This is a genomic window from Methylobacterium sp. Leaf91, from assembly GCF_001422815.1.
Taxonomy (GTDB): Bacteria; Pseudomonadota; Alphaproteobacteria; order Rhizobiales; family Beijerinckiaceae; genus Methylobacterium.
This window is the reverse complement of sequence record NZ_LMMP01000029.1, coordinates 1-15,268: the sequence shown is the minus strand read 5'-3', so window position 1 is coordinate 15,268 and position 15,268 is coordinate 1. Positions and strand designations below refer to the sequence as shown.

The window sequence follows — 15,268 nt, the reverse complement described above, 5'->3', positions numbered from 1 at the left end:
AGCAACGGCGACCCGAAGCCCTTCGTCTGGACCGCCGACCCAGATCGCATCATCCAGGCCGCAAAGCGCGGGCACCAAGTGTTAGACTCGCACCACTAGATATGAAGCGAAGACATAAGACGGATATTGAGCACGTAGCGCTGAAACTGCGACAGGTAGAGATTTGAACGGCGCTGAGCAAGAATTTGTCGCTGAGTTTGCTATAAATTTGTTCGCTTTCTGAGGGCCGCACGTGGCCTTACACAGTACAATTGCAACTGCATAATTTGGTAGCCGGCCTTAGGGGATTTAAGACAACTTCGTTCGATAAATTAGGAGGTAAATATCTGAAGGCACACGTGATTTATTCGCTTAGAGCCGTATATTCTGCGTTCGCTCAGAGTGATTGTTGATTTTGAATGCCCCGTATGCACATGTGTAAGTCGCGCGGCTCAACGCGTTAAAAGGATTTACTGACTAGCTTCCTAATGCTGAGGCTTTAACTGACAGTCCGAGCTATTTCTATCGATGGAGTTGCAATTTGATCAGTGCGTCAGTTCATGCGCGTCCGGCGCTGGTGAATTGCAGTTTTCGAAAGACGACGTCCGATCTCAAGTAGCAACATGTCTGTCATGTTCTTAAGTAATGGCTCGGAAAGTTTCTGTATTGCGTGTCGGGCAGCAAGGCAATGTTCGGCAGCCTCCTCCAACGGGTTTGCTAAGCTATCAGCCCCTTTAGTTGGATGATCGGCTTCATCAGCCCGGTTCGGCGTAATATCAATCAGCAAACCGGTGCCCCGCAGGGGGCGACCTGTCTTGTCCAGATGTATAAGGCCGCGTGCTAAAACCCACCTCATAGCTCCGTCCGCCGAGTAGACTCGATATTCCTGTACGTAAGAGCGGCCCGCCCTTGCGCTTATCGCAATAACCTCCGCCGTTTTTGCCCTGTCCTCCGGATGAATTCCTGCAAGAAACAGGCTTAACGGAACGCCACCTTGCGCCGTCGCAGGATCAACGCTAAAGAGCATGGCAACCGTCGCATCTGCGTATAGCAGATCGTTGGGGATGTCCCAGTCCCAACGCCCGATGACATCCGATGCGTCGATCGAAGCCTGCAATTGGATCTGCGAGCCTTTCGCCACATCTGTCCCGACCCTTCCCACCAAAACCTCCAATGCAGCGTTAGATTGCTTCGTTCACTTCAATGTGAGACTTTTTTATGATCCGTTAACATGCGATAGATTTTGCAGCGATATGGCCACGCTTTCGCATGCAATCCGCTGTACGCGTGCGGGCTTCAACTTCGGAATGCTGATTTCATATGACAGGACGTTAGCCGAACCTGATTGAAGCTGCTTCGTCCGCTTCCTCCGACGCAATGGGGAATCTAAACTCTCTTCTACCGAGCCGCAGTGAAATGCTCCAGCATCAGATTGCAGCGCAGCTTGGACTTTCGTCGGAAGAATTTGGCAAGGCGAATCGGCTGGCGTCTGTTTCACACCGGAAGGATGCTTTTGTGGGAAGCTCCGATGCTGGTCTCGTCTGCAAGTGTCTGGAAATGCTCGTAACGTACTGCCGCATCACTGATATTTGGCATTGCATTCGGTTCCTTTCGGTAGTCCATGATGTGTCGAATAACTCACTTCTCGTCACAGAGCGCTTGACAAAGTGCATCTGCGCTGCACCGGATCCGCGTTCCGGTCACAACAGTGGCAGAGGGGCTCAATATCTTATGGTAAGTTTCTAACAAAAAAGCGTTTCTCGCCTATTTGGCTCATATCCTGCTGGAACAGAAAACTGGAGGTCCTCGTCTGGCGTGACGGTGTCGACGAGGTGTCCGATTGTCGACCAGAGTCCCTCGACGGCGCGTTCGGCAGCTTTGCGCGGCGGGTCCTTCAGTTTCGAGAACGCCATCTTGGTGGTGTTGAAGTGGGTACTACGGAGGGGGAACAGCCGTCGAGCGTCGACCGCTTTGATTGCTGCCCGCACAGCCGTACCCTCGTGGCTGCCGAGTTAGTCCATGACCGCGCTGTCACTGGGGGTGAGTTCGGGCACCAAGACGCGATCGACGTGATCCTGGGAGGCGTCGCGTTTGTTTGGCCCGTCGAGCACGAACGGCGCGGCGCTCTCGGACAGGCGCAGCCCCGCCGTGACGGTCGTGGTTTTCCAATAATGGGGTGGACGTCTCTCGGCGGCATAGATGAGCCAAGTTGGTTGTGTTGAGAGCCACCACGGGGAGGAGTCCGTGATAGAGGTTAATATCATCGGCCTGGATTTGGCTAGGAACGTTTTCCAGGCGCATGGGGCAAATGCCTCCAGTGTTCCGGCCTTCAGCAAGCAGCTGCGGCGCGATCAAATATTGGCCTACTTCGCCATCCAGCTTCCTGCCTCGTAGCAACGGAGGTTTGCCCCAGCGCGCATCACTGGGGTCGAGAGACCTGCAAGCTTGGCCACAGGGTAAAGCTGATGGCGCCGGCTTAGGTGAAGCCGGTCGCTAAGCGGCAGAAGAACGATGCCGCCGATGCCGAGGCGATCTTCGAGGCGGCAAAGCGCCCGACCATGCTGTTAGTGGCCGTGAAATGCGAGGCCATGTAGGCCGCCGCAGGGATCTTCCGGGCTCGCGACCTCCCGTTGGGCCAGCGCGCCCATCTCATCAATGCGATCCGTGATCACCTGCCTGAGTACGGCCTGATTGCGCTGCAGGATCCCTTCCACATTGAGCGCCTGATCGGGCAGATCGAGGATCCCGCCTCGGACATCCCGCAAGCCGCTCGCTGCTGATGGTGTCTTTTGTTTGGTTTGGGTGGATATCACGCAAGTCAGCTTGCGTGCCTGTGAAGAGGTTCTCTTTAATGAAAGCCTTGGTGTCGTCTGCCGGCATTGGACAGCTGATAAAGTAACCCTGTATATCCGTACAACCCTCTAACCCGACCTGTTCAAGCTGATGCTCGGTCTCAACGCCTTCCGCCGTAACAGTTGCTCCAAGTTGCTTCGCGATACCCACCACGGCCCGGACAATCGCTGCAGCCCCAGGGTCGTCGATCTCGCTGACGAAGGACCGGTCAATCTTGATGCTGTCGAAGGGGAACCGGCGTAGATAGCTCAGCGATGAGTAGCCGGTGCCAAAGTCGTCGAGCGCGATACGAACGCCAAAGCTTTTCAAGCGGTGGAGGCGGGCGATTACCGCCTCCGCATCCTGAACGAGAACGCTTTCGGTGATCTCCAATACGAGACGATGGGGCGGGAGGCCTGAGGTACGCAGAGCCGAGATGACACTCTCTTCAAGCCCCGGTTGCTGGAACTGAACGGCAGAGACGTTGACGGCAATCCGCAGATGGCCAGGCCAGGCTGCCGCTTCCCGGCATGCCTCCTGCAGCGCCCAGGAACCGAGCGAGACAATCAGTCCGGTTTCCTCGGCCAATGGGATGAACGCACCAGGCGCAATCATTCCACGTGTCGGGTGAGGCCAACGCATCAGCGCCTCGAAGCCGACGATCCGGTGGTCAGACAGGCGCAACCCAGGCTGATAATGCATGGCAAAGCTGCCACACATGATGGCCTCACGCATCTCCAACTCAAGCTGCATGCGGGTCTCGATAGCCGCATCCATACCGGCTTCGTAGAAGCGGTAGCTGTCGCGTGCTGCCTCCTTGGCTCGATAAAGCGCGAGGTCCGCGTTCTTGAACAGGGTTTCGGCTGTGTCGCCGTTGGACGGAGACAGAGCAATCCCAATGCTGACGCCGACAGTCACGAGGTGCCCGCGAAGATCGAGTGGTTGGCCTACCGCATCGATCATACGCTGTGCCAGCGAGCTGACTTGATGCACGTGGTCTACGTGCGAGACGATAATCGCGAACTCGTCGCCGCCGAGCCGTACCACGACATCGCCGTCGCAAATGTTTGCGCGCAAGCGCGTGGCGATCTGGCAGAGCAGTTGGTCCCCCGCAGGATGGCCGAGTGTGTCGTTGACGGACTTGAACCGATCGAGGTCAAGGCACAGCAGCGCTGCCTGGCCTCGGCCGCGGCGAACCTCGGCCAGTCGGTGCTCTAAATGCTCGTAAAAAACGGTTCGGTTGGGCAAGCCCGTGAGCGCATCGTGGCGTGCCATGTAGGCGATGCGGTGTTCAGACGCTTTACGCTCCGAGATGTCGATATAAGTGCCAACCATGCGCAGCGGGGTGCCTTGCGGGTCCCGCGACACCACTCTGCCACGTGAGAGAACCCAGGTGTAGTCGCCAGACTTAGTTCGCATGCGGCGCTCGGAGGCGTATGTGGCAGATCGCTCCTCGAAATGCTCCGCCACAAGCGCGAGCGTCTGCTCCAGGTCGTCAGGATGAGTGAGCCCCATGCAGGTGTTGATGTGAGCTTCGACCTCTCCTGGCTCATAGCCGAACATGGTGTACCAGCGGTCGGAGTACCAAACCTGCCCCGTGGCGACGTTCCAGTCCCATAAACCATCGCTGCCACTGTCGAGGGCGAGGGCAAGGCGCTCCTCGCTCGTGCGCAGGCGCCTTTCGCTTTGAATGAGAGCGTCTTGGGTCGTGCGTCGCTCGGTTACATCGAGATCAAGGCCGACGATCTGCAGCGCCTCGCCCGTTGCCTCATCACGGATGATGCGGCCAAAGCTCATGAGCCAGCGGTACCCAACACTCCCCTCGGGTCGCCTCACCCGATACTCTACTTTGTAGTTCGAGCCATCACGAAGTGCGGCTGTATGAGCCGCATGAACAAGTGGAAGGTCGTCCGGGTGTACCCTTGCGGCCCATTGGGCAGTGCTGATGTCGATCCAGTCGGTTGATCCCGATCCGCAATCGAACCCAAGCATGTGGGCGCTCTCAGAAGAATTCTGCACCACATCACTATCCAAGCTCCACTGCCAAATTCCCGCTCCGGCAGCTTCCTGCGCAAGCCGGAGAAGATCGGTTGTCTGCTCAAGTTTCGCATGTGCAGTCCGGTAGCGCTCCTCGCTCGCTTTGATCAGCGTCACCGATCTTATGCGCTCCTCCAGCGCGGATTCAGCTGCAATCCGTGCACGATGAAGTTCGATGTGAGCCACAACAATCCGAGCGAGGCCTTGCAGCTGGACTATCTGCAGCTCCGAAAACGTTCGCGGCTTGGTGTCGACGAGGCACAGCGTGCCAAGTCGAATGCCGGAGCGAAGAACAAGAGGGGCGCCTACATAGAAGCGGACAGCATGCTCGCCCGTTACTAAGGGGCTGTGGGCGAAGCGTGGGTCCGTCGTTGCGTCCTCCACGACGAGAACATCGTCAGACAGGATGGCATATGTACAGAACGCGATATCACGCGGTGTGCCATCTGCAGCGATCCCACACTTGGCCTTGAACCATTGTCGCTCGCTGTCGATGAGCGTGATCAGTGCGATAGGCACAGCAAACAACGTGGCGGCAGTGCTGCACACCGCATCGAAATGGGCCTCAGGCGCCGTATCGAGGATGCGCAGGTCGCGCAGAGCCGCGAGACGCTCGGCCTCGTTTGGCGGAAGCGGCGGCATGGTTATTCCATCGCTGGAGGTTGCTCATACTAAGCGGATTGATTCACGCTATGCATCAGCTGTTGACAAAACTTTCACGCAAAGGCGATCGATTGCGTAGCTTGCAGAGACAGCGGCGTTATTTGGGCGCCGTCATGTCTGATCAGTCGTTATATGGATGCAGAGAAGGGGCTGCCTGACGGCAACCCCTTCATGGCTTAAAAAGCGTCAGACGACGAACGATCCATTGTCGAGGACATGATGGCCCTGGAGAAGGACGGCGAAGTCAGCTGCTCCATCACCATTGGTGTCCCCCTGCACGAGGGTGCTTCCGCTCCCGAACTTCATTCGCAACTCACCAGCCTGCCCCGAGAACGCATCCGTTCCGATGAATTGGAAACTCTGGTTTCCCGATGCCCCCATATTTGCATCGATCTCACTGATGTCGATACGATCACCTTCTGAAGAGTCGAAATCCTTGATGGTGTCGCGATTGCCAATGGTCACACCACTGTCCATAATGGTTTCAAAAACGAAGGTGTCGGATCCGTTAAGACCTGAAAGTATATCGTGGCCTGCACCACCATAGATTAAATTATCACCGGAATTGCCAGTGATTACATTGTCAGCATCGTTGCCTATTGCGACCAAATCACCCGAACCGTAGAGCTGCATCCGCTCAATATTCGCTTCCATCGTATGGCTGACAGAAGAGCGGATCGTATCGAAGCCTTCGTTCGGTTGTTCGATAACGCGATCGCCGATATTGTCGATCACATAGACGTCGTTGCCGGCGCCACCGCGCATCGTGTCCGCACCGATGCCGCCGTCGAGCAAGTCGTTGCCGGTTCCTCCGTCAAGGACATCGTTGCCGCCCCTGCCAAACAAGAGGTCGTTGCCTCCACGACCATAAATGGTATCGTTGCCAGAGTTACCGTCGATCCGGTTATCGATGTCGTTGCCCGAGGCAACCAAATCACCTGAGCCGTAGAGCGTCATCCGCTCGATATTCGCTTCCATCGTATGGTCTACAGACGAACGGATCGAATCGAAGCCTTCGTTCGGTTGTTCAATAATGCGATCGCCGATGTTATCGATAGTGTAGATGTCGTTTCCAGTGCCACCGCGCATCGTGTCAGCACCGGTGCCGCCATCGAGAGCGTCGTTGCCGGTTCCCCCATCGAGGATATCGTTGCCGCTTCTGCCATATAGGAAATCCTCACCCGCAACGCCGTAGATTGTGTCGTTGCCGGCGTTTCCCTCGATCCTATTGTTGCCACCGTTGCCAGTGGCGACCAAATCATCAGAGCCATAGAGCATCATCTTTTCAATGTTGGCTTCCATCGTGTGGCTGACGGACGAACGGATTGTATCGAAGCCTTCGTTCGGTTGTTCGATAACACGATCGCCGATATTGTCGATCACATAGACGTCGTTGCCGGCGCCACCGCGCATCGTGTCCGCACCGATGCCGCCGTCTAAAAAGTCGTTGCCGGTTCCTCCGTCAAGAGTATCGATCCCACCCCGACCATACAGAAAATCGTTTCCTGCATTCCCAAAAATTATGTTATTACCAGCATTACCGTCGATCGTGTTATTATTACTGTTACCGTCAGTATCGATATTCCCGGATCCGCTCAGGATGACGTTTTCCACATTGGCGCCCAGGGTATAGGTCACCGACGAGCGGACGGTGTCGTTGCCTTCGTCGGCCTCTTCGATGACCTGATCACCGGTGGAATCCACAACGTAGACGTCATCACCGGCTCCGCCGCGCATGATGTCGTCGCCGGTGCCGCCGATGAGCACATCGTCGCCGCCGCGTGCGGTGAGGCGGTCGTTGCCAGCACCGCCGTCTAGACGGTTGTCACCGGCATTGCCGGTGATGCTGTTGTCGAGGGCGTTGCCCGTCCCGTCGATGTCGCCGGTGCCGGTGAGGACGAGGTTTTCGACATTGTCGGGAAGAGTGTAGGTCACCGAGGAGCGAACGGTATCGTCGCCTTCGCCGGCATCCTCCACCACAGTGTCACCGGATGAATCGACGATGTAGGTATCGTCGCCGCGGCCACCGATCATGGTGTCGTTTCCGGCGCCGCCGTCGAGGGTATCCCCTCCGATGCCGCCTCGCAGCGTGTCATCGCCGTCGCCGCCCGTCTGGGTGCCGCCGGCATCGATCACGATGTCGATGAGATCGGGCGTGGCGTCGAGATTGAGCCCGACCAGGGCGACCGTTTCATCGAGGGTTCCGAGGAGGAGATCCACGGTGCCGCCCACGAGATCTGTGACGAGGTCTCCAACATTGCCAAGAATGCCGGGGCTGGTTTCCGTTCCGAGGTCGACCGGCTGGAATGGCAGGTCGAGCGTCGCCAGGACCGTATCGCCGAGCTTCACTTCCACGCCGTCATAGCCGCCGCTGGCCGACACCGTCCCTGTGAGGAGGCCTGTCGACGCCTCGATCTCCCAATTGCCGGTGTAGTTGTAGGTGAGGCCGTTCGCCTCGACCGTCAGAACCTCGAACGTATCCGTGCGGCTGCCGCCGAGGAGGAGGTCCCCGACGCTGTCGATCAGACCGGTAAACGTGACGCTGTCGGCATCGCCCAGATTGGGAAGGAAGAAATTGCGGACGTCAAAACCGGCATTGGTGAGGATCGATACCGTAGCCATTATGTTCTCCAAGCGGCAGCGCCGGTTCATCACAGCGCGATCAACTGATGGCGCAGAAAAGTTCCCAATGGGTGAACAATTCGCATCACAGTTGTTTTAATCGCCTCCCGAGGGGGGCTCGTTGCCCCCTCTTGTGATAATTTGCCAGGGATAGATGGGCGGGTTAGATCCCTGGGCGGCTCCGCAAGCTTAGGTTTCTATTATACAGGACGTATGAAATAATAAGCGAAAGTGTATTGAGGTAGAGATCCGTACCTGCAAATAATCCTACGGAAGGAGTGATTAAGAAGACTCGACCGTTCAAACGGTTAAATTTCCTGTCCGAGGAGAAGATCCGAGCGGTGCCCGAAAGCGTGCGTGCGCCGAGGACAGTATCACCAAGCTCTGCCGGCGTGAGGGGATCGCCGTATGAATCTACTATGGCTGGACCATGGAGTTCATGAAGCCTGGCATGAAACGCTTGTTGAGAGCCGCGGCTTTGCAGCGCCCGTCGATGAGGTGCGGGGTCTATGCCGCGAGGTGGACGGGTTTAAGGAAGTTGTAGTTGATCTCGTCCCGGAGAGCCATCCGCTCCAAAAAACATGGGCGGTGATGTAAACGACGACGCGCGAAGTACCGCGCAGGCATATGGCATCGGCCACCGCCTCGATCACGCACAGGTTGCGGATCCGCCGTGCCCCCTGAAACGCCAAGTAGGACTGGATGTGCTCGTCGATTAGCGTCAGATGCGAAAAATTCGCCTTTCGTGTGTCTGCGTGTGCACGAAGTTGGAAGCGCAAAAAATGGTTGAGCTGGAGCGACCACAGCGGGACGCATGAGCGGTCGTTCAGCCACGCCGAAGGGCTCAAGACACACGCGGTCATGCATGAGGCGGCCGTGCCCAGGGTGGCGGTCTGTGGTTGCCGGGCTCGCTTCGCAAGAGAGAGCGTAGATAAGGGCCGCCGGAAGGAAAACGGGATCAGCGCCATCCCGCCGCTGAGAATGGAGGTGGAGGCGCGCGTGGTGATTCTGAGGCGAGCAGATGATTCTCCTCCGATTTCACGGACACGGGTATTAGCTCGCGTTCCGGTCGGCCCGCTCGGGCGTAATGTAGCCGAGGGACGAGTGGATGCGCTGCCGATTGATGTCGCTCGATGTAGGTGAACAAGTCGCGTCTGGCTTCGTCCAGGGTCGCCCATCGTCGCTGATGGGCAAGCTCCACCTTGAGCGCGTGGAAGAAGTTCTCCACCGAGGCGTTGTCGTAGCGGCAGCTGGTTCAGCTCATGGAGGGCGTCGCCTTCATGTCGGCGAGCTGTTTGCGATAGGCTTAGGCGGCGTATTGGATGCCGCGATCCGAGTGACAGATGAGCCCAGCGGCCGGTTTCTGCCGTTGGGTGGCCATCATCAGGGCAGCCGACGTCAGCTCTGTCCGCATGGGATCACGCATGGACCAGCTGATCGGAAGGACATCGATCGCGTTGACCTGCTTCTTATGGCTTCAGCATGCTAAAAGAATGAGCGCTCGTTGCAAATCAACGTACCATGTCAAGAGCATAAGTGCTTTCCGTGACCGCTACCAATGTCGACTGGATATATTATCATCATTGAACCTGGGGCCTTTTGAAACGACGCGGGATGCAGTATACCAAATTTCTACCCCAATTGGCGCTAACGCGGCTTGAAACTTGAGCTACGAAGGAAACTATGTCGGAGGATAACAAAGATGGAAGCGCGGGTGCGATTGGCCTTCGCATTAAGTCCTTGCGACGTTCAGCTGGTTTGAGCCAAGCTAGCCTTGGAAGCGCTTTGGGCGTGACTTTTCAACAGGTGCAGAAATACGAGAGCGGTCAGAGTAAGATCGCCGCCGATAAGCTTCAACGGATAGCTCAGGCTTTGGGTGTAGACGTCGGTTACTTTTATGATGTCCAATCCGGAAGGAGTTCGACTGCTGGAGTGGAGGAACTTAAAGACGCTGCTGCACCGTTGGAGAGTTTATATTTCAAGGATGCATTTGATAAAATTAGGGATCCGCGCGCAAGGTACTTGCTCGCAGAGCTTGCTCGTGTGTTCTGCGAAATAGAAGCAAAAAAATAATAACCCTTTATGCAAGAGAGACTTGCTTCGATTGCTGAGGTTCAGTTTAGATTCGGTGGTTCTTTCTTTGCTAAAACCGTCGGACCGTGAACCTTTCTGACGGGCAACACCCTGTTGCCCGGATACATGTATGCTGACTTGACACCCGACGGGTAAACTGCGCATTTTCATTAAATCGAAGTTTTCGTGTCCGCAGCGGACCAGCTTCGATCTGCCCGCAATCGTAATCCTTTCTGAACGGCGCGCCTGACAGGCACGCTGCGCGATTGCACGTCCCCTCGCCCCGCGGCACCCGCCCCGGGGCGTTTCTGTCTCCGGGCCTGAGCGGCCCTTCTCTCACAGCACTGCGCCGACTTTGACCCTGCAGCCTTCCAGCACGCGGGCTCGTCGTCGTGCGCTTTTCCAAGGACATCCCCATCATGACGACGAACGCACTGGCCTTCCCCACGGCCGGGTTGACCATCCTTGACCAAGCTCCGACCTCCCTCAGCGCCAACCCACGCAATGCCCGCACCCATTCGAAGAAGCAGATCGCCAAGATCGCCGACAGCATCAGGGCGTTCGGCTTCACCGTGCCGCTCGTCGTCGACGAGACCGGGCTCGTGCTCGCNCACCCATTCGAAGAAGCAGATCGCCAAGATCGCCGACAGCATCAGGGCGTTCGGCTTCACCGTGCCGCTCGTCGTCGACGAGACCGGGCTCGTGCTCGCTGGGCACGGACGCTTGTTGGCAGCCAAGCAACTCGGCCTGCCCACCGTCCCGACCGTCCGGCTCGATCACCTGAGCGTCACGCAGAAGCGCGCCTATGCGATCGCCGACAACAAGATCGCGACCCTGGCCGGCTGGGATCGGGCGACCCTTACCCTCGAACTCGGCGAACTCGCCATCCACCTGCCCGAGATCGGGCTGGATCTCTCCGTCACCGGTTTCGAGATCGCCGAGCTCGATCTGCTGACGGGGGATCTCGAAGAGGAGCGCCTCGCCTCGCGCGAGGACGAGCTCGGTGAGCCGGAAGCACCGGTCTCGCAGCTCGGTGATCTCTGGCAGCTCGGCCCGCACCGGATCCTGTGTGGCAGTGCCTGCAGCCGGGATGACGTCGAGCGTCTGATGGGTGGACGAGAGGCCGACATGGTCTTCACCGATCCGCCCTACAACGTCCCCGTCAATGGCCACGTCATGGGCCGCGGCCGGGTCCAGCATCGCGAGTTCGTCATGGGCTCGGGCGAGATGACGGAGGAGGCCTTCACGGCTTTCCTGACCGAGAGCCTCGGCCATGCCGTCTCGGTCTCTCGTGATGGGGCCCTGCACTACGTCTGCATGGATTGGCGTCACCTACCGGAGCTGCATGCCGCGACCCGACCGCTCTACGGCGAGCAGAAGAACCTCATCGTGTGGAGCAAGACCAATCCGGGGCAGGGCTCGCTCTACCGCTCGCAGCACGAGCTNGGGGCTCTGCACTACGTCTGCATGGATTGGCGTCACCTACCGGAGCTGCATGCCGCGACCCGACCGCTCTACGGCGAGCAGAAGAACCTCATCGTGTGGAGCAAGACCAATCCGGCGCAGGGGTCCTTGTACCGCTCGCAGCACGAGCTGATCGCGCTCTACAAGGTCGGCACGGCGAGCCACACTAACAACGTCGAGCTCGGCCGGCACGGCCGCAACCGTTCGAACGTGTGGACCTATTCCGGGGTCAACACCTTCAAGGGCGCGGGCGATCTGGCGCTGCATCCCACGGTCAAGCCGGTGGCCCTGGTCGTCGATGCGATCAAGGACGTGACACGCCGCGGAGCGATCGTCCTCGATCCGTTCTCCGGCAGCGGTACGACCTTGCTGGCTGCGGAGAAGACGGGACGCGAGGCGCGGGTGCTCGAACTCGACCCGGTCTATGTCGATGTCGCTATCCGGCGCTGGCAGACCTTCACGGGACGGGACGCCATTCTCGACGGTACGGACGAGACCTGGGACGAGGTCCGGTCGGCTCGTACGGCCCCTGCCCTGCTCGAGGAGGCTGCGTGATGGCGGACGCTGCGAACACCGCGATGACCAATCCGAAGCGACCCGCCGCGTACGAGGTCGGGTACGGTAAACCGCCGGCCGACCATCGCTTCCGGAAAGGTCAGTCCGGCAATCCTCGCGGCCGGCCCCGGGGTCACTCGGCCCCGCTTGGGCGGCGCGATCTTCTGGACGCGTTCACCCAGGCGGCACGTGAGCCGATTGCTGTCACCAAGGATGGCCGCACGATCCGGACCACTCAGATCGAGGCGCTTGCCCAGCAGCTCACCCGGAAGGCACTGCAGGGNGGCACGTGAGCCGATTGCTGTCACCAAGGATGGCCGCACGATCCGGACCACTCAGATCGAGGCGCTTGCCCAGCAGCTCACCCGGAAGGCACTGCAGGGGGATATGAAGGCGACCAAGCTCCTCTTCGATACCATCAAGGCGCTGGCACCGGCGACCGAGTTCGATGGGATGTCGCCGGAGGAACGGCAGGCGGCCCTGGACGATCGCCCGAAGTACTCGCCTAGCATCGAGGTCCGGTTCGTCGATGCTGGCGATATGCGCTCGAGGCTCGGAGACACCTTAGCCCCCTCCCCTGATGCCTCATAATCCCATGCAGCCGGAGAGCCTCATGGCTCTCCGGCCCTTTTTGCATTGGCCCGGACGCGATCCCTGATCCNCTTAGCCCCCTCCCCTGATGCCTCATAATCCCATGCAGCCGGAGAGCCTCATGGCTCTCCGGCCCTTTTTGCATTGGCCCGGACGCGATCCCTGATCCCGCCGATCGACTTGGCTGTTTCGCCGACACGCGTCCCTGTTTGGCTGAGACCAATTCCCTGTTCCGCCGCACAGGGAATTGCCCCTTAAGTCATTGCCTTGGCTGCTGTATTGCCGGGCCAAAAAGAGCCTGGGAGCTGCACCGCGCCGTTTTCCCTGTTGTTTTCCCTGTTAGCAGGGAAACGGCGCCAGAGACCGGTTTGGACAGGGTGGGTGCCCCACCACTCACTCCCCGCGAACGACGGACGTTCGGGTTTGGCGGGAGATGTGCGGCGTCTCAAGGGTATAGCGAAAAGCTGCAGTTTTGAGGCCTCTTCTCCGGGGCGGTCCTACGGCCCTGATTCCTGGCGATTTCGGGCGGTTTCTCGCCTGCCGCCGGTGCAGCTTCCACACCGATGTGGCTGGCTGGGCTGGAGACCGGTTCGCAGGCTAGCAGAGCCGTGGTTCGGTAGTGGCTGTGCACTGGCGTGTGAGCGATTACCGCCACTTCGGACTGGACTTGCGCTGCGAATGGAGCGGAACTGTCAGCGTCCTTGAGGCCGCCGACGCGGTGCGCCCTGGACCCCCTGCCGATCCCTCGCGATTCGCGGGGTTGCGCTGGTGGCAGCAGACCCGCTGCCGACCCATCGCAAGGCCACCCTCATGATCGACGAGAACTACCACGCGCTGCTGAAGGCAGCCGCCTGGCAGCAGACCCGCTGCCGACCCATCGCAAGGCCACCCTCATGATCGACGAGAACTACCACGCGCTGCTGAAGGCAGCCGCCGAGTCTCACGACCAGTTGATCGCCCGTCCCGCCGGACTGAACGCTCGAGCCGCCAAGGCGCTGTTGGCTAAACTCTGCCAAACCGCGTTGGTGGTCGAGGTCGTCGTGATAGCGGATGAGCCGCACTGGCACAGCGACGAGCGCGGTCCGATCGGGCTGCGCCTCACGACCGCCGGTCGAGAAAGCCTCGGCCTCGATGCCGGACCGGACAGAGTTGAGACAAAGCCGCGATCCGGCACGAAGCAGGCGCTGATCGTCGCGATGCTGCAGCGTGAGGAAGGGGCCACACTCACCGACCTGATGGCCGCCACCGGCTGGCTCGCCCATTCGACGCGCGCCGCCCTGACTGGCCTGCGCAAGCGAGGGATGATCCTCACGAAGGGATGCGATGCGGAGGGTCGGACCGCCTATCGCCTGACCGACGATGCCACGGTTGAGGTCCGGTGATGGCCGCCGTGATCAGCCCCGAGCTCAAGCGCGAGATCGAGGCGCTTGCCTCCCTCGATCTGGGCGACCTGCGCATCCGCTGGCGGCAGCACCTGCGAACCGCCCCTCCCCCGCATCTGTCCCGAACCCTGATCGTGCGGCTTCTCGCCTACCGCATCCAGGCCAAGGCCCTGGGCGACCTCGATCGCTACAGCGCCCGACTGCTCGATCGGATCGCGAAGGAGCGCCTGCGCCGGCGTGCCGCCGCTGAGCGGGCGGCTAGGCCGAAGGCACCGCCCATCGTCCCGCCGATCCCGACGCCCGGGCTGCGGCCCGGCACACTGCTGGTGCGGGAGTTCGGGGGCGAGGTCCACACCGTCACCGTGGTGACGGGTGGGTTTGCCTGGAGGGAGACGACCTATGCCAGCCTGTCGGAAGTCGCTCGCGCCATCACCGGCACGCGCTGGAACGGACCCCGCTTCTTCGGGCTACGGGACAAGGTAGCCACCAGGGCGCCAAGCGGGGCCGAAGCGGCATCGATAGTTGTGGCCGTGGGAGGGATGGCGTGATGGCATCCCTCTCCAAGCCGTCGCACCTTAAAGCCCAGCCTCCGAAGATCCAAGCACCCAAAAACCAGGCTCCTAAATCCCAAGCCCAGAAGACCCTGCGCTGCGCGATCTACACCCGCAAATCCACCGAGCACGGGCTCGATCAGGCCTTCACCTCCCTCGACAACCAGCGCGAGGAGCCCAGAAGACCCTGCGCTGCGCGATCTACACCCGCAAATCCACCGAGCACGGGCTCGATCAGGCCTTCACCTCCCTCGACAACCAGCGCGAGGCCGCCGAAGCCTACATCAAGAGCCAGGCGCATGAGGGCTGGCGCCTGCTGCCCGACGCCTACGACGATGGCGGCGTCTCAGGCGGCAGCCTCGAGCGTCCGGCGCTGCAGCGGCTGCTTGCCGAGGTCGAGGCGGGACGCATCGATGTGGTTGTGGTCTACAAGGTCGACCGGCTCACCCGTGCTCTCTCGGACTTTGCCAAGCTCGTCGAGCTGTTCGACGCGCACGGCGTCTCCTTCGTCTCGGTGAC

General features: G+C 59.7%; 9 protein-coding genes and 5 pseudogenes. 9 read left to right on the top strand and 5 right to left on the bottom strand.

Annotation, left to right across the window (positions count from 1 at the left end; genetic code table 11):
* Positions 1-532 precede the first annotated feature (532 nt).
* From ASF32_RS24740 to ASF32_RS16795, 5 genes and pseudogenes are all read right to left on the bottom strand, one after another.
* Positions 533-1,120 (bottom strand): PAS domain-containing protein, encoded by a 588-nt coding sequence (locus ASF32_RS24740; protein ID WP_156467858.1) that lies wholly within the window; start codon positions 1,118-1,120, stop codon positions 533-535.
* A 601-nt stretch (positions 1,121-1,721) separates the two neighbouring features.
* A pseudogene (locus ASF32_RS26635) lies at positions 1,722-2,165 on the bottom strand (IS630 family transposase); the annotation flags it as partial.
* A 466-nt stretch (positions 2,166-2,631) separates the two neighbouring features.
* Positions 2,632-5,490 (bottom strand): EAL domain-containing protein, encoded by a 2,859-nt coding sequence (locus tag ASF32_RS16805; RefSeq protein WP_056430819.1) that lies wholly within the window; start codon positions 5,488-5,490, stop codon positions 2,632-2,634.
* A 207-nt stretch (positions 5,491-5,697) separates the two neighbouring features.
* Positions 5,698-8,133, bottom strand: a complete 2,436-nt coding sequence (locus tag ASF32_RS16800; RefSeq protein ID WP_056430816.1) for a calcium-binding protein — start codon at positions 8,131-8,133, stop codon at positions 5,698-5,700.
* A 1,053-nt stretch (positions 8,134-9,186) separates the two neighbouring features.
* Positions 9,187-9,571 (bottom strand): annotated as a pseudogene (locus tag ASF32_RS16795) (IS3 family transposase); the annotation flags it as partial.
* Positions 9,572-9,816: 245 nt separating this feature from the next.
* Here ASF32_RS16795 and ASF32_RS24730 point away from each other — a divergent pair.
* From ASF32_RS24730 to ASF32_RS24725, 9 genes and pseudogenes are all read left to right on the top strand, one after another.
* On the top strand, positions 9,817-10,206 hold the full coding sequence (locus ASF32_RS24730; RefSeq protein ID WP_082470061.1) for a helix-turn-helix transcriptional regulator: 390 nt from the start codon (positions 9,817-9,819) through the stop codon (positions 10,204-10,206).
* A 419-nt stretch (positions 10,207-10,625) separates the two neighbouring features.
* Positions 10,626-10,816: pseudogene (locus ASF32_RS26980) on the top strand (ParB N-terminal domain-containing protein); the annotation flags it as partial.
* 62 nt (positions 10,817-10,878) lie between these two features.
* A pseudogene (locus tag ASF32_RS25495) lies at positions 10,879-11,651 on the top strand (DNA methylase N-4); the annotation flags it as partial.
* A gap of 1 nt (position 11,652) precedes the next feature.
* The coding region (locus ASF32_RS26170; protein ID WP_210166864.1) for a site-specific DNA-methyltransferase at positions 11,653-12,225 on the top strand (573 nt) is incomplete at its 5' end.
* A pseudogene (locus ASF32_RS26915) lies at positions 12,225-12,508 on the top strand (DUF5681 domain-containing protein); the annotation flags it as partial. The gene ASF32_RS26170 and the pseudogene ASF32_RS26915, both read left to right, overlap by 1 nt.
* Positions 12,509-13,584: 1,076 nt before the next feature.
* Positions 13,585-13,713, top strand: a complete 129-nt coding sequence (locus ASF32_RS26910; RefSeq protein ID WP_280136567.1) for a hypothetical protein — start codon at positions 13,585-13,587, stop codon at positions 13,711-13,713.
* Complete coding sequence (locus ASF32_RS16775; protein ID WP_056430808.1) at positions 13,710-14,198, top strand: DUF3489 domain-containing protein; 489 nt, start codon at positions 13,710-13,712, stop codon at positions 14,196-14,198. The genes ASF32_RS26910 and ASF32_RS16775 overlap by 4 nt, the downstream gene beginning before the upstream one ends.
* Complete coding sequence (locus tag ASF32_RS16770; protein ID WP_056430805.1) at positions 14,198-14,746, top strand: DUF2924 domain-containing protein; 549 nt, start codon at positions 14,198-14,200, stop codon at positions 14,744-14,746. Before ASF32_RS16775 ends, ASF32_RS16770 begins: the two co-directional genes overlap by 1 nt.
* A gap of 190 nt (positions 14,747-14,936) precedes the next feature.
* Positions 14,937-15,268 (top strand): recombinase family protein (locus ASF32_RS24725; RefSeq protein ID WP_162239918.1); only part of this gene is annotated, 332 nt, incomplete at its 3' end.

Excerpts from the sequence above, each read along its gene's own strand:
- ASF32_RS16800 (WP_056430816.1), bottom strand. The coding sequence starts at position 8,133 with ATGGCTACGGTATCGATCCTCACCAATGCCGGTTTTGACGTCCGCAAT.
- ASF32_RS16770 (WP_056430805.1), top strand. The coding sequence starts at position 14,198 with ATGGCCGCCGTGATCAGCCCCGAGCTCAAGCGCGAGATCGAGGCGCTT.
- ASF32_RS24730 (WP_082470061.1), top strand. The coding sequence starts at position 9,817 with ATGTCGGAGGATAACAAAGATGGAAGCGCGGGTGCGATTGGCCTTCGC.
- ASF32_RS16805 (WP_056430819.1), bottom strand. The coding sequence starts at position 5,490 with ATGCCGCCGCTTCCGCCAAACGAGGCCGAGCGTCTCGCGGCTCTGCGC.
- ASF32_RS16775 (WP_056430808.1), top strand. The coding sequence starts at position 13,710 with ATGATCGACGAGAACTACCACGCGCTGCTGAAGGCAGCCGCCGAGTCT.